Annotated in this window: 15 protein-coding genes; 3 read left to right on the top strand and 12 right to left on the bottom strand. The window is 41.6% G+C overall.

The genetic code is table 11. The features are described 5' to 3' along the window. Positions 1–53: 53 nt before the first annotated feature. From QM923_RS00485 to QM923_RS00455, 7 genes are all read right to left on the bottom strand, one after another. Complete coding sequence (locus QM923_RS00485; RefSeq protein WP_414290469.1) at positions 54–1,313, bottom strand: TRZ/ATZ family protein; 1,260 nt, start codon at positions 1,311–1,313, stop codon at positions 54–56. 329 nt (positions 1,314–1,642) lie between these two features. Next, a complete protein-coding gene (gene msrB, locus QM923_RS00480; RefSeq protein WP_414290468.1) occupies positions 1,643–2,581 on the bottom strand; it encodes a peptide-methionine (R)-S-oxide reductase MsrB in 939 nt (312 codons plus the stop codon). Positions 2,582–2,705: 124 nt separating this feature from the next. Beyond that, entirely contained in the window at positions 2,706–3,575 is an 870-nt protein-coding gene (thrB, locus tag QM923_RS00475) for a homoserine kinase (RefSeq protein WP_414290467.1), read from the bottom strand. Between the two features lies 1 nt (position 3,576). Continuing rightward, complete coding sequence (locus QM923_RS00470) at positions 3,577–4,863, bottom strand: homoserine dehydrogenase (protein ID WP_414290466.1); 1,287 nt, start codon at positions 4,861–4,863, stop codon at positions 3,577–3,579. Positions 4,864–5,150: 287 nt separating this feature from the next. After that, positions 5,151–5,873 (bottom strand): peroxide stress protein YaaA, encoded by a 723-nt coding sequence (gene yaaA / locus QM923_RS00465; protein ID WP_414290465.1) that lies wholly within the window; start codon positions 5,871–5,873, stop codon positions 5,151–5,153. A gap of 45 nt (positions 5,874–5,918) precedes the next feature. Next, positions 5,919–6,329, bottom strand: a complete 411-nt coding sequence (locus tag QM923_RS00460; protein WP_414290464.1) for a peptide deformylase — start codon at positions 6,327–6,329, stop codon at positions 5,919–5,921. A 261-nt stretch (positions 6,330–6,590) separates the two neighbouring features. Beyond that, complete coding sequence (locus QM923_RS00455; RefSeq protein ID WP_414290463.1) at positions 6,591–9,275, bottom strand: cation-translocating P-type ATPase; 2,685 nt, start codon at positions 9,273–9,275, stop codon at positions 6,591–6,593. Positions 9,276–9,545: 270 nt separating this feature from the next. On the opposite strand from QM923_RS00455, the gene QM923_RS00450 reads away from it, so the two are divergent. Then, positions 9,546–10,736, top strand: coding sequence for a cation diffusion facilitator family transporter (locus tag QM923_RS00450; RefSeq protein WP_414290462.1), 1,191 nt, complete (start codon positions 9,546–9,548; stop codon positions 10,734–10,736). A 42-nt stretch (positions 10,737–10,778) separates the two neighbouring features. Here the strand turns inward: QM923_RS00450 and scrK are convergent, their stop codons facing one another. Both scrK and QM923_RS00440 read right to left on the bottom strand, forming a co-directional pair. After that, on the bottom strand, positions 10,779–11,666 hold the full coding sequence (scrK, locus tag QM923_RS00445) for a fructokinase ScrK (RefSeq protein ID WP_006148929.1): 888 nt from the start codon (positions 11,664–11,666) through the stop codon (positions 10,779–10,781). Positions 11,667–11,926: 260 nt separating this feature from the next. Further along, positions 11,927–13,831 carry a sucrose-specific PTS transporter subunit IIBC gene (locus QM923_RS00440; protein ID WP_414290461.1) on the bottom strand — a complete coding sequence of 635 codons (1,905 nt, stop codon included), beginning with the start codon at positions 13,829–13,831 and terminating at the stop codon, positions 11,927–11,929. A gap of 364 nt (positions 13,832–14,195) precedes the next feature. Between QM923_RS00440 and QM923_RS00435 the strand changes: the two genes are divergently transcribed. Then, the gene (locus tag QM923_RS00435) at positions 14,196–15,650 is read left to right on the top strand and encodes a sucrose-6-phosphate hydrolase (RefSeq protein WP_049500227.1); all 1,455 of its coding nucleotides are present in this window, start codon (positions 14,196–14,198) and stop codon (positions 15,648–15,650) included. Next, positions 15,631–16,596: a LacI family DNA-binding transcriptional regulator gene (locus tag QM923_RS00430; RefSeq protein WP_414290460.1), complete on the top strand. Its 966-nt coding sequence runs from the start codon at positions 15,631–15,633 to the stop codon at positions 16,594–16,596. The genes QM923_RS00435 and QM923_RS00430 overlap by 20 nt, the downstream gene beginning before the upstream one ends. 39 nt (positions 16,597–16,635) lie before the next feature. Here QM923_RS00430 and QM923_RS00425 read toward each other — a convergent pair whose 3' ends face one another. The 3 genes from QM923_RS00425 to QM923_RS00415 all read right to left on the bottom strand — a co-directional run bounded on the left by QM923_RS00425 (position 16,636) and on the right by QM923_RS00415 (position 19,694). Then, positions 16,636–17,910: a hydroxymethylglutaryl-CoA reductase, degradative gene (locus QM923_RS00425; RefSeq protein WP_414290459.1), complete on the bottom strand. Its 1,275-nt coding sequence runs from the start codon at positions 17,908–17,910 to the stop codon at positions 16,636–16,638. Then, on the bottom strand, positions 17,910–19,082 hold the full coding sequence (locus QM923_RS00420; RefSeq protein WP_414290458.1) for a hydroxymethylglutaryl-CoA synthase: 1,173 nt from the start codon (positions 19,080–19,082) through the stop codon (positions 17,910–17,912). Before QM923_RS00420 ends, QM923_RS00425 begins: the two co-directional genes overlap by 1 nt. A gap of 162 nt (positions 19,083–19,244) precedes the next feature. Further along, positions 19,245–19,694, bottom strand: a complete 450-nt coding sequence (locus tag QM923_RS00415) for a threonine/serine exporter family protein (protein ID WP_254723944.1) — start codon at positions 19,692–19,694, stop codon at positions 19,245–19,247.

The raw sequence follows: 19,694 nt of genomic DNA, 5'->3' as shown, positions 1-19,694 counted from the left end.
AAGAAAATCTCATAAGATTTTTCTCATGAGATTTAGAGATTTTATGCTTATTTTTACAAGTTAACAGTTAGTACATGTCTGTCTTTCACAACTTGTTCTCCACCAATATAGACATCTGAAACATCACTGGATTTGACAGCATAGACTAAGTGAGATAGCATGTTTTCTTGAGGTTGAAGATGGATTTTGCCTCGGGGTTGGATGACGAGAAAATCAGCTTGCTTGCCGACTTCCAAACTTCCAATCTCATCTTCTATTCCCAACACCTTAGCACCCTCGATTGTCAAGGCTTTGAGGGCTGTTTCGATTGGAAATTGGCTGGCATCGCCATTCTTCATCTTCTGTAAGAGTGCTGCCGTCCGCCCTTCCTCAAACATATCCAGGTTATTGTTAGAAGCAACTGAGTCAGTCGCAATCCCGACTGGCACTCCTGCCTTTTTAAGTTGGACGATTGGTGCAATTCCTGAGGCTAGTTTGAGGTTGCTGATAGGATTGTGAGCGATAGCGACTTGCGAATCTGCCAAGCGGGTAATCTCTGCTTCATTTAACTCCACACCATGGGCAAAGACAGCTTTATGGTCTAAATAGCCAAGCTCATCCAGAAAAGCTAATGGGCGTTTGCCATAGCGTTTCAGGATAATACCTGACTCTTCTTGTGTTTCTGCAACATGGATATGAAGAGGAATGTTTTCTTCTTTTGCTAGGTCAAGACTTGCCTCCAGCAAATCTCGACTACAACTGTAGGGCGAATGAGGAGCCACCATCACCTTGAAATTTGGGTTTTGATAGCCTTTGATTGTCTCGATAACAGCTCGAGTTCTGGCTATAGTTTCAGCCGTCGTCTCCACATCTGAAGAAAAGAGGGTTGGAGAAAAATAGCAACGCATCTTGGACGCCTTGACTGCCTCATAAATCTCAGCTATATCCACTCCATTAGGATTGTACATATCATTGAAAGTTGTCGTTCCTGACTGGAGCATCTCTGTTAGCGCCTCTTTGACAGCCTTCGTGGTCATCTCTGGTGTGAATTCTGCTTCTGCTGGCCAGATATAGTCCTCTAGCCATTCGTGGAGATTGCTATCATCACGAATGCCTCTCAAGCCTGTCATGGCAGAGTGAGTATGGCAGTTAACCAAGCCAGGCATAATCCAGGCACCCTGATAGTCTATGATTTGATCTCCTTGTTTAAGAATCTCTTGATTTTCCTGACCGACATAGACGATTTGGGAATCTTTGACAGCCAAAATCCCATCTAGATAGACGTGGAAATCTTGGTCACAAGTCACGATATTTACATGCTGAAAGACTTTCATCAATAGGCTCCTTTTCTAAATTATACTCTTCGAAAATCAAATTCAAACCGCGTCAACGTCGCCTTACCGTATGTGTAGGATACTGACTACGTCAGTTCCATCTACAACCTCAAAACAATGTTTTGAGCAACCTGTGGCTAGTTCCTAGTTTGCTCTTTGATTTTCATTGAGTATTAGCTTTCATACCAGATAATTTTTCTAGCTATTGTAACAAAAAAGTCACCCGAAGGCAACTTTTCTTATTGTTTATGGGGTTTAAAGTAAGAAAGTAAGTATTTCATACGTCCCTTCTATTTCCAAAATGAAGAAGGTGGAAAAACCACCATTTTTTACTTATTCAAATATGGAAGCAAGTAGCCATAGCCGGCTTCCTCCATTTCATCCTTAGCGATAAAACGTAAGGATGCAGAATTGATACAGTAACGGAGACCACCTAGTTCACGAGGGCCATCTGTAAAGACGTGCCCCAAATGAGCATTCCCTGAACGTGATCGGACTTCGATTCGCTCCATACCATGACTCAAGTCCTGGTAGTAATGGATAAGTTCTTTCGAAATTGGTCGGCTAAAACTTGGCCAACCACAGCCTGAGGCAAACTTATCCTTAGCAAAGAATAGGGGCTCACCAGTCGTGATATCGACATAAATTCCTTCCTCAAAAGTTTGGTCATAAGCATTGCTAAAAGGAGCTTCCGTCGCAGCCTCTTGCGTAACTCGGTAGGACTCTTCTGATAAACTTTCTCGTAAAACTGCCTGACTCGGTTTTTCATAGTTGGCGGCATCTATCAGTGGTTTTTCAGCATCCCTCACATCAATGTGGCAATAGCCACCAGGATTTTTCTTGAGGTAGTCTTGGTGATAGTCTTCAGCCAAGATATAGTGACGTAGTTTCTCCACTTCCACTGCTATTTTACGACCGATGAGGAGTTCTTGTTCGCGAACTACTGTATTGATCGTCGGTAGATCAGCTTCTTCTAGGTAATAAATCCCTGTGCGGTATTGACGACCACGGTCATTACCTTGTTGGTTGACAGATAGTGGATCAATGACTCGGAAATAATAGAGTAAAATCTCACGGAGCGAGACCGCCTTTTCGTCGTAGACGACTTGCACAGTCTCTGCGTGATCTGTTTCTTTGATCAGTTGATAATTGGTGGTTTCTACCTGACCATTGGCATAACCAACACTGGTTTGCAGCACTCCAGAAATACGGGAAAAGTACTCTTCCAAGCCCCAAAAACAACCACCTGCTAAATATATTTCTGCCATTTCAAATCCTCCTTGACCGTCTGTTGGTTGCTAAACACGGGAAACAATTTATATCCCGTATTTCATTTTCAAAAAAAGGACAGGAAGCCCTCTAATAGAGAGTTTCCCCATCCCATTGCTATGTTTATTTTGCTTCGACGCGAACGCCTTGTGTATCTACTTGCAAATCATGAAGCTTGCCTTTGAAAGGTTGCTTTTCAAGCTCTGCCTTAATCTTAGGCATCTTATCAAGCTCAGCTAGAACCATGACAGTAGGCCCAGCACCAGACAAGTAGGTCGCATAAGCACCATTTCTCTTAGCAACTTTCTTGATGGTAGCAAATTCTCGCACCAAATCTTGGCGGTAACGCTCGTGGAAAAGGTCACTCTCAATAGCTTGTCCTGCTTTGACCATATCTCCAGTCAGTAGGGCTGCAATAGCCACATTGGCGATAGAACTTGCCGCAACAGCTTCCTTGTAAGATAGTTTCTTAGGCAAGACACCACGACTATCTCGAGTTCGCAATTCATAATTTGGAATATAAGCTAGAAAAGCACACTCTGGGAAAGGCGCCACAACAGCAGAAACCTGACCTTCTACCGAACTAGCAATGACGAGATTTCCATAGATAGCAGGTGCAACATTATCAGGATGCCCTTCAATCTTAGTTGCCAATTGTAATTTTTCATGTTTGCTTAGCTTCAAGTTTCCGAGTTGATTTGCCAGTTCAATCCCAGCAACGATGACCGAGCTCGATGAACCTAGTCCACGCGCAAGCGGAATATCACTGACCATCTTCAGACGTCTAGGTTGGAGGTCTGGAACAATTTGTAGAGCAATCTTCAGTAAAAGATTACGTTCATCACGTGGAATCCATTTGCCTAATTGGTGCTCAATCATCCATTCTTCACGTTCCTCACAAACCTGAATTTCTAGATACTTAGTTACAGCTACGCCAACCGAGTCAAAGCCAGGACCCACATTGGCACTTGTAGCAGGTACAATAATCTTCATCTTAGTCTCCTAAAACCTTGAAGGTGTTGAGAAGTTCAAACTCGGCTAACGCCTTCAAAGCGTCTGTAATATTTTCAAGCTGCGCCTTATTAATCTTATGGCTGATGATGACAACACGAGCCTTGCCTTCTTGCTTACCATCTTGAAGGATTTGCTTGAAGGAGATATCTTCTGCGTTAAAGAGCTCTGCCAATTTCAATACTTGTCCTTTTGAATCTGGAGCCAAGATTGAGAAATAGTAGTTAGCTTTGACATCTTCTGGCTTAGCCAAGACTACTGGACGACTATATTCATTAAAGGCTTTTCCAATTGTTCCATCATTCAGACGACGAACGATGCGGGCAATATCAGCCACAACACTTGTTGCAGTTGGTTTTTGACCAGCACCTGGTCCATAGTACATAGACTCCCCGATACCGATAGACTCTACAAAGACTGCATTCATAACACCATTAACGCTCGCAAGTGGATGTTCTTTAGGAAGGAATGTTGGCGTAACCTCAGCAGCAATACCAGATGCCGTTTCTTCGATAGAACCAACTAATTTCACAACATAACCAAGCTCTTGAGCTACTGCTACATCTTCTGGAGTGATATTGCGAATTCCTTGGTGACCCACATCTTCAAACTTGACATTCATCCCAAAAGCAAACTGACTAAGGATGACCATCTTGTAGGCCGCATCAATCCCATCAACGTCATTGGTAGGGTCGCTTTCAGCAAAGCCAAGTCGTTGGGCTTCTGCCAAAGCATCTTCATAAGACCAGCCTTCTGTTACCATTTTGGTCATCATGAAGTTAGATGTTCCATTGACAACACCAAGAACACGTGTGATTTTGTCTGATGCTAGTGAGTTAACCAAGGTACGAAGGATTGGGATTCCTCCTGCAACAGCTGCTTCATAGTATAGGGCAACATTGTGAGCTTTGGCTACCTCAAGCAATTCTGCACCATGGACTGCCAAAAGATCCTTGTTAGCTGTCACGACGTGTTTCCCGGCTTCTAAAGCACGAGTAATAAATGTTTTAGCAGGTTCGATACGCCCCATCAACTCAACAACAATAGTGATGTCTTTGTCTGACAAGATTTCATCGATATTTGTTACAAAATTAAAATCATTTCCTGCTTCAAGCAAGCGGGCTTTCTCTTGATCGTCTTTGACCAAAACTTTAGCTACTTCAATTTCTGACTGGGCTGCTTGAACAATTTTTTCTTTATTTTCCTTTAGCAAGAATGGCACACCACTGGCTACTGTACCAAATCCAAGTAAAGCAATCTTAACTGACATGTTTGTCTCCTCGAAATTTTCTAATAGTCCTATTATACCAAAATTGTGTGAAAATTCCTACCATTCTAAACTAAAAATAGGAGCACCAAATCACAAAAAAAGGGCTGGGACAAAAGTCCTAGCCTCTCATTTGTCTATGGATTGTCGAGCAAGACGCAGTGGTTGAGTGGGCTCCACTACGCTGATTTCATCAGCTTTTACAGCCCTACTCAACTGTGCGGAGGTGGGACGACGAAATCGAATTCTAACGAATTACCGATTTCTGTCCCACTCTCTCTATTTTCTATCTATTTCACAAAAGCCAATTCCTTATCACTAGACAAGTCTTCTCGATAATTGAAACCCGCAAAGTTAAGCTTTTTAATCTCTTCAACCGAAGTTACCTGACCTTCCATCAAGGCTGTCAAAAAGGCTCCTCGGGATTTTTTAGAAATAGTTGAGTGAATTTTTAGTTTACCATCTCTTTCTTCCATGAACTTAAAGGTCACCATTTTCTCACGGATTTCTTTAGGGAAGACAGTTTCAAACTCCGAAGACAAGAGAGAAAAGATTAGTTCTTCACCCTTCATCGACTCCTCATAGGCCACCTTCCAATGACTTTTCAAGCTTTTTCCATCAACTTTGAGCTTCATCAAAAAGTCCAGTCTGTGAGGTGCAATCGGTTCAAAGGCTGGAATCACACCATAGAGAGCTGACGTTATCATGAGGTATTTCTCCAGATAGGTTTGCTCCTCCTTGGTGAGATCGTCCCGTTTGATGTTGCGATACATGAGTCCATCAAAGAGGTGCAAGGCGGGATAGTTTGTCGCAGTTTCATTTTTCAAGGCCTGGATATGGTCATACTCCTCTTGCGCTTTTTCGGCAGATATTTTGTAAAAGTTCTCCAGCTCTTGGGCAGAATATCTGGCCAATTCATCCAGCACTGCCTGACTTTCAGGTCGCAATGGTTTAGCCTCTAAACTAAGGATTTCGGTATTCATTTCTTTTGCAGTTGGGATTAGAATTTTCATAGTGTTAGTGTAGCATATTTTTTTAGGACTACCAAGGATTTTAGCTTAAATAATACGACCTTCCAAATGATCCAATTCATGCTGACAAATCTGAGCAGGAAATCCTGTCAGGGTAATGGTTTGCTCTTGCCAATTGATGTCTCTGTAGCTTACTGTAATCTTCTCATACCTAGTTGTCGGTCTTACACCTGTCAAAGACAAACAACCTTCCTCTGTCTCGTATGACCCTTCAAAAGATTGGAGAACTGGATTAAACATAACCATGGAAATCATTCCGATATTAAAAATAATGACACGTTTTTGTACCCCAATCATATTAGCCGCTAGTCCAACACAGGTTTCTCGGTTAGCCTGTAGGGTATCCTCCAAATCCTTTGCTAGGGGTAAATCTTCCTGACTAGCAGGCTGGGATACCTGCGACAAAAACAAGATATCTTTTACAATTTTCTTTTCCAAGATTCTTTCCTCCATACCATATCAGCCTACTTGATTATAGCACAAAATTATACTCTTCGAAAATCAAATTTAAACCACGTCAGCTTCACCTTGCCGTATATGTGTTACTGACTTCGTCAGTTCTATCCACAATCTCAAAACGGTGTTTTGAGCAACCTGCGGCTCTCTTCCTAGTTTACTCTTTGATTTTCATTGAGTATTATTTCAGTTTATCTTTACATTAAAACAAAAAGCCATCCGAAGATGACTTTTCATAATTGTTTAAATAGCGTTTTTATCTTTTCCAAGCGCTCGTTGAACTGCTTTGACAATCTCAACAAGGACTACAATCATAAGCGCTCCTACAGCGACCACCATCCATTGAGTCAAACTCAAATGTGACACGTGGAAGAGATTATTAAATCCAGGAACCAAAATTGTCACCACAAAGAGGACGAAGGCAGCTGGGATAGACCAGTTAAAGGTCTTGTTCGTAAAGAGTCCCACTTTAAAGATCGATTGGTAAACCGACTTAACGTTAAAGGCATGGAGCAATTGGATCAAACCGAGAGTTGCAAAAGCCATGGTAAGGGCATCAGCATGGATTTCAGTATGACTTTGATGCTCTGGGAAGAGAAGAGCCCAACCATAAACACCTAAAACTAGCATGGTTTGGAAGATCCCTTGATAAATGATTGCTCCGAAGACACCACCATCAAAGAAGTTAGACTTACGCCCACGAGGTTTGTGAGTCATAACGCCTGGCTCAGCTGGTTCAACCCCAAGAGCGATGGCTGGTAGCGTATCTGTTACCAGGTTAATCCATAGCAAATGCACTGGTTGAAGCACATCCCAACCTAACAAGGTTGCAAAGAAGATGGTGAAAACTTCAGCCATATTTGCAGACAAGAGGTATTGGATTGATTTTTGGATATTTGAGAAGACCTTACGTCCTTCTTCTACCGCTACGATAATGGTTGCAAAGTTATCATCAGCAAGGACCATATCAGATGCTCCTTTAGAAACTTCTGTACCTGTAATCCCCATACCGATACCGATGTCAGCTGTCTTAAGTGAAGGCGCATCGTTGACCCCATCACCCGTCATAGCGACTACCTTACCTTCATTTTGCCAAGCTTTAACGATACGAACCTTGTGCTCAGGTGATACACGCGCGTAGACAGAGTATTGCTTGAAGACTTTTTGGAATTCTTCATCAGTGAGTTCGTTCAACTCAGCACCAGTGAAGACATGATCTTCTGTATCATTTGGATCGATGATACCGAGACGTTTAGCGATAGCTTCCGCTGTATCTTGGTGGTCACCAGTGATCATAATCGGACGGATACCTGCTTCTTTAGCGACACGAACAGCTTCTGCAGCTTCTGGACGTTCAGGGTCGATCATGCCGACCAAACCAGAGAAGATGAGGTCAGATTCAACAATCTCAGATTCCAAGGTTGGAATTTCGGCGCTTGTCTTATAAGCCATCATCAAGACACGAAGGGCTTGTTTAGCCAAGTCTTTGTTGGTGGCAAGGATGGCATTTTTATCTTCTTCTGTGATTGGGCGAACTTCCCCATTGACTTCGATACGAGTCACACGCTTGAGCAATTGGTCAGGTGCACCCTTGACAGCGATAAAGTAAGAACCGTCAGATTCCTTATGGATAGTCGACATAAGTTTACGGTCTGAGTCAAATGGCAATTCAGCTACACGTGGCTCATCTTCCAATACTTCACGAACATCAAAGTTGTGGTCTAAACCAAACTGAACAAGGGCTGTCTCTGTTGGATCCCCAATCAGCTTGCCAGATGGGTCCACCTTGGTGTCATTGGCAAAGTTCATGATACGGAGGGTATTGTTGCTAGCCGCAATTTCAGTAGCTGAGCTTTGCAATTGACCGTTGGTATAAACTTTTTCAACCGTCATTTGGTTCATGGTCAAAGTACCTGTTTTATCAGATGCGATGATTTCTGTTGAACCAAGCGTTTCAACCGCTGGCAATTTACGGACGATTGAATTCCGTTTTGCAAGGGTTGTAGTTCCCAATGATAGAACGATGGTTACAATGGCAGGAAGTCCTTCTGGAATAGCCGCAACCGCAAGGGCAACCGCCACCATCAAGCCTTCTAATGGATGTTCGCCACGAACAAAGACACCAACCAAGAAGGTAATCACTGCAATCACAATGATTAAGTAAGTCAAGGCCTTAGATAATTGTTCCAAGCTTTGCTTCAACGGTGTTTCAGTTTCGTCTGCGTTGGCCAACATATCCGCAATCTTACCAACTTCTGTGTACATACCAGTGTTGGTCACGACACCAATACCACGACCGTATGTTACGTTTGAGTTTTGGTAACCCATATTGACACGATCCCCGATACCAGCATCTGCTTCAACAAGTCCTGCCACATCTTTTTCAACCGGCACAGACTCCCCTGTAAGAGCTGCTTCTTCAATTTTAAGAGAAGCTGCTTCAAACAAGCGCATATCTGCAGGAACTACATCTCCTGCTTCAAGCAAGACGATGTCCCCAGGGACCAATTCTTTTGAGTCAATCTCAATAACATGACCATCACGACGAACACGGGCCATCGGGCTAGACATATTTTTCAGAGCTTCAATGGCTGCTTCTGCTTGCCCTTCTTGGTAAACCCCAAAAGCAGCATTCAAGACAACAACGGCCAAGATGATAATGGCATCCGTTAGACCGTCCATTCCTTCTGTAATCACAGAAAGTGCCGCTGCCGCAAGCAAGATGATAATCATCAAATCCTTAAATTGATCAAGGAATTTAGCTAGTAGGCTACGTTTTTCGCCCTCTTCTAACTCATTACGACCATAAGTCGCTAAGCGTTCTTGAGCTTGAGCAGTTGACAAACCTTCGATAGATGAGTCCAAGTTCTTTAGGACTTCTTCTGAGGTCTGTGTGTAAAACAAGTCTTTATTTTGTTCTTTTGACAAAACAGTCTCCTCCTTTTTGGCCTCTTTTTACAAAAAAAGAGACCTGTTTTTTAAAAAAACAAGTCTCGCTGTTTAATATAGTGCCGGAAATAATTCGTAATGACGACACTATCGCGGTTTCCCGCCAGCTACTCCCTTGAGTAATTCTATTATATCAGAATTTCAAAAGTTTTCAAGTTTTGAGGTGTATTTAACTTACTTCCCACATTTGAATTTTCCTTGGAAAACCAGTATAATGAAAGAATACTAAAATGCTAGAAGGGGAGTTAGATGAATCAATCGGTTTCAAACTTAAAATTGGCTGAGCGTGGTGCGATTATCAGCATCTTGACCTATCTATTCTTGTCTGCAGCTAAGCTAGCAACTGGCCACCTCCTCCATTCATCCAGTTTGGTGGCCGATGGTTTTAACAACGTTTCAGATATCGTCGGAAACGTGGCCCTTCTAATCGGGATTCGTTTGGCTCGCCAACCGGCAGATAGAGATCATCGCTTCGGCCACTGGAAAATAGAGGACTTGGCAAGTCTCATCACTTCCATCATCATGTTTTACGTTGGTTTTGATGTTCTACGGGACACCATTCAAAAGATACTCAGCCGAGAACAAACGGTCATTGACCCACTTGGTGCGACTCTGGGAGTCATCTCTGCTATCATCATGTTTGCCGTTTATCTCTACAATACCCATCTGAGTAAGCAAGCTAAATCAAAGGCCCTCAAGGCAGCCGCTAAGGATAATTTATCAGATGCTGTAACATCTCTTGGAACTTCTATTGCTATCCTGGCTAGTAGCTTCAACTATCCAATCGTGGATAAGTTGGTCGCGATTATCATTACCTTCTTTATTCTTAAAACTGCTTATGATATCTTTATCGAGTCATCCTTCAGCCTTTCTGATGGTTTTGATGAACACTTGCTCGAAGATTACCAAAAAGCTATCATGGAAATTCCTAAGATTAGCAAGGTCAAATCTCAACGCGGTCGTACTTACGGAAGCAACATTTATCTGGACATTACTCTGGAAATGAACCCAGATCTCTCTGTTTATGAAAGTCATGAAATTGCGGACCAGGTTGAATCAATGTTATCAGATCGATTTGGTGTCTTTGATACAGACATTCATATCGAACCAGCACCAATCCCTGAGGATGAAATTCTAGATAATGTCTATAAAAAATTGCTCATGAGAGAGCAACTGATTGACCAAGGAAATCAACTGGAAGAGTTACTTGCAGAAGATTTCATATATATCCGCCAGGACGGACAAGAACTGGACAAGGATGCCTATAAGGCTGAAAAAGAACTGACCTCTGCCATTAAAGAGCTTCATTTAACCTCTATCAGCCAGAAAACAAAACTCATCCGCTACCAAGTCGGTGATACCATTCATACCAGCATCTGGCGCCGCCACGAAACTTGGCAAAATATTTTCCATCAGGAAACAAAAATAGAAAAAGACTAAAGCAAAACTCCCAACTCTCTCAGTTGGGAGTTTTTTATATTCTCATTTTGCAACGCTCTTAGCAAGAACGAAGTTTCCTAGTGTAGCTGAACCATTGCCAGCAACAGCTGGAGTCACGATATAGTCACGTACATCTGGAACTGGGAGGTAGCCATTAAGTAGGGCTGTGAATTTCTCACGTACACGGTCAAGCATATGTTGTTGAGCCATAACCCCACCACCAAAGACAATGACATCTGGACGGAAAGTTACAGTCGCATTCACTGCAGCTTGAGCAATGTAGTATGCTTGAACATCCCAGACAGAGTTGTTGAGTTCAATGTTTTCCCCACGAACACCTGTACGAGCTTCCAAACTTGGACCAGCTGCATAACCTTCCAAACATCCATTATGGAAAGGACAAACACCTTTAAATTCTTTTTCAATATCCATTGGGTGTCTAGCCACATAATAATGACCCATCTCAGGGTGACCAACACCGCCAATAAACTCGCCACGTTGGATAACACCTGCACCGATACCTGTACCGATTGTGTAATAAACCAAGTTTTCGATACGACCGCCAGCATTATTACGAGCAACCACTTCACCGTATGCAGAACTGTTTACGTCTGTCGTGAAATACATAGGCACGTTTAGAGCGCGACGAAGAGCACCAAGTAAGTCGACATTTGCCCAGTTAGGTTTTGGAGTTGTTGTAATAAATCCGTAAGTTTTTGAGTTTTTATCGATATCGATTGGACCAAATGAACCAATGGCAAGTCCTGCAAGATTGTCGAATTTTGAGAAGAACTCAATGGTTTTATCGATTGTTTCAATAGGTGTTGTTGTAGGAAATTGTACCTTTTCTACAACGTTATAGTTTTCATCTCCGACAGCACAGACAAATTTTGTACCGCCTGCTTCCAAACTTCCGTATAGTTTTGTCATGATAAACCTCTTGTATTTATTTTCTCTATTATAGCATATTTCCAGACTGAAAATTGCTCAATATTTTAGATTTTCCTCTGTAAATTTTACCATTTAAACAAAAACGAACAAACATGACATTTGTTCGTTTTTTTGATTTATTAAATCGACAGTAGTATACTCAATGAAAATCAAAGAACAAACTAGGAATCGAGCTGTAGGCAGTACTTAAGTACGGCAAAGCACGTATGACGCAGTTTGAATTTGATTTTCGAAGAGTATTAAGCTTTAACTTCGATGATTGCATCCCCCTTAGCAACTGATCCAGAAGCAACTGGATTTACTGAAGCAAAGTCTGCAGTGTTTGTTACGATAACCATAGTAGTGTTATCCAGACCTGCAGCAGCAATCTTAGCTGAGTCAAATGTTCCAAGAACATCTCCAGCTTTAACCTTGTCACCTTGGGCAACTTTATGGTTGAAGCCTTCACCATTCATTGAAACAGTATCGATACCAACGTGAATTAAGATTTCAGCACCGTTAGCTGTTCTCAATCCATAAGCATGGCCAGTTGGGAAGACGATTGTTACTTCAGCATCAGCTGGTGCATAAACAACATCTTGGCTAGGTTTCACGGCGATACCTTGTCCCATAGCTCCGCTTGAGAATACTGGGTCATTCACATTTGAAAGAGCAACAACATCACCAATGATTGGAGTTTGGATTGTTTCGTCTTGAAGAGTTGCTGGTACTTCTTCATTTACCACTGTAGTTTCTTCAGAAACTGTTTCTTCAACAACTTCTGTTTCTTCTTTGTAACCAAAAGCATATGTCAAACCGAAACCAAGGGCAGTTGTAACTAAGACCATAAAGACATACTTGAGGAGTTGACCATTAATGTATAGAAGAGTACCAGGAATGATTGTGATACCAAAGCTAGTTCCTGCTAAACCAAGAATATTTGCTAACCAACCACCTGCAGCACCTGCAATAAGACCCATGATAAACGGTTTACCGTAACGAAGGTTAATACCAAAAATTGCTGGCTCAGTAATACCTAATCCTGCAGAAAGAGCTGCTGGGAAAGCAAGTGCTTTAATTTTGGGATTCTTTGTTTTTACACCAACAGCAAGAGTTGCTCCAAGTTGAGCAGTCATAGCTGCTGTAATAATAGCATTAAGAGGATCTGAACCTGTAGAAGTAACAAGGTTAGCCTCCAAGAGATTGAAGATATGGTGAACACCTGTAACAACGATGACCTGATGAACACCACCAAGGATTAATCCACCTAGACCCACTGGAAGACTGAGCAACCAAACAGTAGCGACTTTGACATAGCTTTCAACTTCGTGGAATACAGGTCCAATGACAAACAAGGCCAAAATAGACATTACTAAGAAAGTCAAGAATGGTACAAGGAGTAAATCTAATACATCTGGAATACGCTTACGGAGCCACTTTTCTAGTTTAGCACCAGTCAAACCAACGAAGAAGGCTGGTAAAACTGAGTTTTGATAGCCGACAACTTTGATAAAACCAAAGAAGAGGATTGGTTGAGCGTCACCAGAGGCCACAGCCCAGGCATTTGGTAAGGATGAGTTTACCATCATCAATCCTAGAACCAAACCAAGCAATGGATTTCCACCGAAGACTCGAAAGGCTGACCAACAGATTAAGGCTGGGAAGAAGGCAAAAGCTGTATCTGTCAAAACAACTGAATAAGTATAGAAGTTTGTTGCTTTAAAAGCTTCTGCAGTAGTTCCAAACAAAGCTAAGACTTGATCCTGAACGATAGCCCCACGAATCCCCATAAAGAGACCAGTAGCAACAATTGCTGGCAAAAGAGGTACAAAGACGTCACCGAAAGTACGGATGGCACGTTGGAACCAATTTCCTTGTTTACCTGCTTCTTCTTTCATCTCATCCTTAGATGCTGTTGGCAAACCAAGAGCTACGACTTCATCGTACATCTTGTTTACTGTACCCGTACCAAAGATGATTTGGTATTGACCTGAGTTAAAGAAAGCACCTTGAACTTTTTCCAAGCTCTCGATAGCATCTTTATTGATCTTTGCTTCATCTTTAACCATAACGCGAAGACGAGTCGCACAGTGGGCTACACTGTTAACGTTCTCGCGTCCGCCCAAGGCTTCGATGACTTTTTTTGCAATTTCTGTATTCGTCATTTGCAAAAATCTCCTTATAAAAAATTTGTAAAATGTTTGAAAGCGATTTTATCCGCCCTACGCATATAATTCTATCATGTTTTTAAAATATGTCAAGCGTTTTGCAGAAAAAGTTTTAGCATTTTGAATTTTTTGATTGTTTTTGATGTCTTTGAAATAAAACAAGCAATATTTCACCTATTATTGTGAGGTTTTTAAAGATTTTTTTGCAAATTCTTTCATTTTTTCATTTATTTTCATAAAATCCTTCAATCCGTTTCTGTCAATCGTTTGATATTTTTTTCTTAATTTTATGATAAAAGACTTGCTTTTTTAAAAGGAAACGTTTACTATAAAGATAGTAGAATTTATGGAGGGAATATAAATGGAATGGACTACCGAACGTCGTTACAGACGTTATGAAGATTGGACACAAGAAGAAAGAAAAGAAATCCAAGAAAAGATGGCACAATCCCCATGGCATGTCAGCTATCACATTGAACCAAAGGAAGGACTCCTTAACGACCCGAACGGTTTTTCTTACTTTGATGGCAAGTGGGTTGTCTTTTACCAAAACTTCCCCTTTGGTGCAGCTCATGGATTGAAGTCTTGGGTTCAGCTTGAAAGCGACGACTTGGTTCACTTTACTGAAACAGGTGTAAAAATCTTACCTGATACTCCACTTGATAGCCACGGCGCTTACTCTGGATCTGCTATGCAGTTTGGTGATCAATTGTTCCTATTCTATACAGGAAATGTCCGTGATGAAAATTGGGTGCGTCACCCTTATCAGATTGGTGCCTTAATGGATAAGGACGGCAAGATTGAAAAGATTGATAAGGTCTTGATTGATCAACCAGCTGATGCTACCGACCACTTCCGCGATCCACAGATTTTTAACTTTAAAGGACAATACTACGCAATCGTTGGTGGACAAGACTTGGAGAAAAAAGGATTCGTCCGTCTCTACAAAGCAGTCGATAATGATTATACAAACTGGCAAGAAGTTGGTGATTTGGACTTCAACAATGACCGCACTGCCTATATGATGGAGTGCCCAAATCTTGTCTTTGTCGGAGAACAACCTGTCCTTCTCTACTGCCCACAAGGTTTGGATAAAAAAGTTCTTGAATATGACAATATTTATCCAAATATGTATAAAATTGGTGCTTCCTTCGACCCTGAAAATGCTCGTTTGGTAGATGTGTCTGAACTACACAATCTAGACTATGGTTTCGAAGCCTATGCTACTCAAGCTTTTAACGCTCCGGATGGACGTGCTCTCGCTGTTAGTTGGCTTGGTTTGCCAGATGTGTCTTATCCATCTGACCGTTTTGACCATCAAGGAACTTTTTCATTGGTAAAAGAACTTACCATTAAAGATGGCAAACTCTATCAGTACCCTGTAGAAGCCATCAAGTACCTTCGAGCTTCAAAAGAGGAATTTTCAAATCGTTCTGAAACTAAGAATAGCTACGAACTTGAGCTGAACTTAGAGGCTAATAGCCAAAGTGAAATCATCCTTCTTGCTGATAAAGACGGAAAGGGGCTATCTATCAATTTCGACCTTGTCAATGGCCAAGTAACCGTTGATCGTAGTCAAGCAGGTGAGCAATATGCTCAAGAATTTGGAACTACTCGCTCTTGCTCAGTTACTAATCAAGCAACTACTGTCAATATCTTCATCGACAACTCAGTCTTTGAAATTTTCATCAATAAAGGAGAAAAAGTATTTTCTGGTCGTGTCTTCCCACATGAGAACCAAAATGGAATTCTCATTAAATCTGGAAACCCAACTGGAACTTACTACGAATTAGAATATGGTCGCAAAACTGACTGATGTCGCAAAATTGGCTGGTGTCAGCCCTACTACTGTTTCACGTGTCATCAATAAAAAAGGCTATCTATCAGAAAAAACCATTCAAAAGGTTAATGATGCTATGCGTGAGCTGGGCTATAAACCCAACAACCTAGCTCGCAGTCTTCAAGGTAAATCTGCCAAGTTAATTGGACTCATTTTCCCTAAAATCAGCCATGTTTTCTATGCTGAATTGATTGATAAATTGGAACACGAACTCTTCAAAAAAGGTTACAAGACCATCATCTGTAATAGTGAGCATGATTCAGAAAAAGAACGCGAATACATCGAAATGCTAGAAGCCAACCAGGTGGACGGCATCATTTCGGGAAGTCACAACCTTGGGATTGAGGATTACAATCGCGTAACCGCTCCGATCATTTCATTCGACCGTAACCTATCACCAGACATACCTGTCGTTTCTTCTGATAACTATGCTGGCGGTGTCCTAGCTGCTCAGACATTGGCTAAAACTGGAGCCAAATCTATTATCATGATTACAGGAAATGACAACTCCAATTCACCAACTGGACTTCGTCATGCAGGCTTTGCTTCTATCTTACCCAAGGCTCCTATTATCAATATTTCCAGTGACTTTTCGCCCCTTCGTAAGGAAATGGAAATTAAAAATATCTTGACCAAACAAAAACCAGATGCTATTTTCGCTTCTGATGATTTGACTGCTATTTTGGTTATTAAGATTGCCCAGGAGCTTGGTCTCTCTGTTCCTGAACAACTCAAGGTAATCGGATATGACGGGACTTATTTCATTGAGAATTTCTACCCTCACCTCACTACCATTAAACAACCCTTGGAAGAGATTGCTCGCCTAACAGTTGATTTGCTCTTACAAAAAATTGAAGGCAAAGAGGTTGCTACCACTGGTTATTTCTTGCCAGTCTCCCTTTTACCAGGTAAAAGTATTTAAGCACAAAAAAACTCGGACTGAATCAGTCTGAGTTTTTTCTTATGATCTAAATTTATTCAAGAGTGTTTGGGCTTTTTCTAAATTAAATGTTTTTTCAGCAATCAAGCTTTCTACCAGCTTAGGCACTTCAGCCTCTGTGGCTCCTGCAAGGAGGGCTAGTGACTTCGCTTGAAGTTTCATATGTCCATGCTGAATTCCTGTGCTTACAAGAGCTTTAAGAGCTGCAAAGTTTTGTGCAAGACCAATTGAAACGATAATTTGAGCCAATTCCCTAGCTGATGGATGACCTAGCAACTCATGGCTGAGAACGACTCGAGGATTAAGACCAATTGATCCACCCTTGGTAGCAACTGGCATCGGCATAGTCAGCTCTCCTATTAGCTCTTCTGTTCCCAAATCCATCGTCCAACGACTGAGACCTCGATAGGAACCATCATGACTGGCATAGGCATGCGCTCCCGATTCAATGGCACGCCAATCATTTCCTGTCGCAATCAAGAGAGCATCGATTCCATTAAAGATTCCCTTATTGTGAGTAGCTGCTCGATAAGGATCTGCTTGAGCAAACTGGCTGGCTATAACCATTTTTTCTGCCAACTCACGCGCCTCATCCTTCTGGCGACTCAAATAACGAAAGGCGATCCGACAAGTTGCAGTTACTAGAGAATCTGTTGCGTAGTTGGATAAAATGCCCATTAAACTTTGCCCTTGACTTAGAGCCTCTAAGCTAGGTTTTAAAGCTTCAAGCATGGTATTGAGCATATTAGCTCCCATGGCTTCCTGAGTATCCACATGGAGATAAACCACTAAAAAGTCAGCCTCACCAGAAATTTTCTCAACTGTTAGATCTCTGGCTCCACCACCACGTTTGACAATAGATGGATAGGCTTGGTTTGCTTGTTCGAGTAGCTCTGCCTTCTGACTCAAAATAGCCTGATATGCTTTATCCCTATCTGGAACCTGATAAAGAGCTACCTGACCAATCATTTGGCGTTGATGAACCTGAGCAGTAAAACCACCCGCACGTTTGATAATCTTACTAGCAAAACTAGCCGCAGCAACGACGGATGGTTCTTCGGTTACATAAGGAACTGTGTACTCTTGACCATTTACCAACACTTCTGGCACTACTGAGTAGGGAAGTGAGAAGGTCCCCACTACATTTTCACTCAGTTGGTCCGCAACTGCTATACTAAGATTTTCATTTTGCTCAAGACTTTCTTGGGCTTCCATAGAAGTAAGCGCATGAGACTTAACTAGCTCAAGGCGCTCTTGAATTGATTTTTTAGCAAATCCATTCCAATTTTTTTTCATTATTTTTCAACCTTGCTGTAGCGACGTTGGTGTTCTACAATCTCAACCAGAGCATAGTCCTGTCCTTCATAGCCTGACATGGTTGCAGAACCTGACTCATCCAAGTTTGCTTCCTCAAAGAAGATTCGTTCATAATCAGCTACGCTCAATGCTTGACGCTGGTCTAGCAATTCTAAGCGATTTTTCTGCAATTGCTGTTCATAGCCTTCAACCAATTCCACACTGAAGAACTCAGATACAGCACCACTTCCGTAGCTATAGAGAGCTAGCTTGTCCCCTGCTTTGAGACTATCAGAATTTTCAAGAAGAGACAAGAGTCCTAAAAAGAGTGAACCTGTATAGATATTCCCAACCTTTTGGCTGTAAATAATGGACTCATCGAAGTGTTTTTGAAGTAAATCCTTTTTCTCTTGAGGTAGAGATTTATCGAGGATTTTTTTCAATCCCTTGAGAGCTAGCTTTGGATATGGCAAATGGAAACAAATAGCTTCAAAATCATTCAAGTCGCAATCATAACGCTTTTGGTACTCTTCCCAAGTCGTTTTTAAGCTATCCAAATACTGCTGTGTTGAGTAGACTCCATTTACAAATGGTGTCGTTGAATAATTTGGACGCCAAAAGTCCATGATATCACGAGTCTGCGCAACGTTATCGTTGTTGAAGACCATAACACGTGGATTTTGACTAATCAACATGGCAACACAGCCTGCTCCTTGAGTTGGTTCCCCAGGAGTTTCGACACCATATTTTGCAATATCACTAGCAAGTACCAAGACTTTTGATTTAGGAGAATTTTCTACGTGTAACTTAGCATAGTGAAGGGCTGCAGTTGCACCATAGCAAGCTTCTTTGATTTCAAAACTACGAGCAAAAGGTTGAATTCCAAGTAAACCGTGTACAAAAACCGCAGCCGCCTTACTTTGATCGACTCCAGATTCTGTCGCTACGATAACCATATCAATCTCTTGCTTATCTTCTTCAGTCAGGATAGAATTTCCTGCACTGGCAGCCAAGGTAACAATATCCTCTGTTAAAGGAGCAATACTCAATTCTTTTAAAAGGAGTCCTTTACTCAATTTTTCAGGATCAGTCCCTCGAGCTTCTGCTAAATCTTGTAATTTCAAAACGTATTGACTGGTCGCAAAACCAATCTTATCAATACCGATTGTCATATTTACCTCTATTTTTATCATTCATTGTAAAAATTCGTTCACCTCTATTTTATCATAATTGAGGTCAAATGAGCGAAAAAAGACTTGATTCCCCAAATCAAGTTCATTTCCATCGTCCTATCCATGTTCTTTCAGCCACTCTACCAACGAAAAAATCGAGTTTTAGCTAGCTCGATTCTTTTTGAGATAATAATACAATTTCAACACAACTGTTCCACTTGCCATTCCAATTGAGATAACGAGAGCCAACATCATGACCAACATGGCACTGGCAATGGCGTTTTTATAGTCGCCTGTCACAAAAAATGAAGTCGTTCGATAGGACAGATAACCTGGTACTAGTGGTGCCAATATAGCCAGAGCAAAAACAACTGCTGGTGTCTTATAGAGGATACTCATAATCTGGCTGACACAAGAACCAATTACCGCAGCAATAAAGGTTGCCAAAATAACATTGGTTGGTTCTTTGAGTAGCAGATAGAGCAGCCAGATAGACATTCCCAAAACACCACCAGGAATGAGCATGGAACGTTGGACGTTTAAAACGATTAAAAAAGTGATAATAGCTAGCAGACTAGCTAGAGCCTGCAATAAAAATGTTGTTAGAGTCAT

The organism is Streptococcus infantis, from assembly GCF_047463275.1.
GTDB lineage: Bacteria > Bacillota > Bacilli > Lactobacillales > Streptococcaceae > Streptococcus > Streptococcus infantis_AF.
The sequence above is the reverse complement of the archived record's forward strand: the minus strand, read 5'-3'. Positions and strand labels throughout refer to the sequence as shown.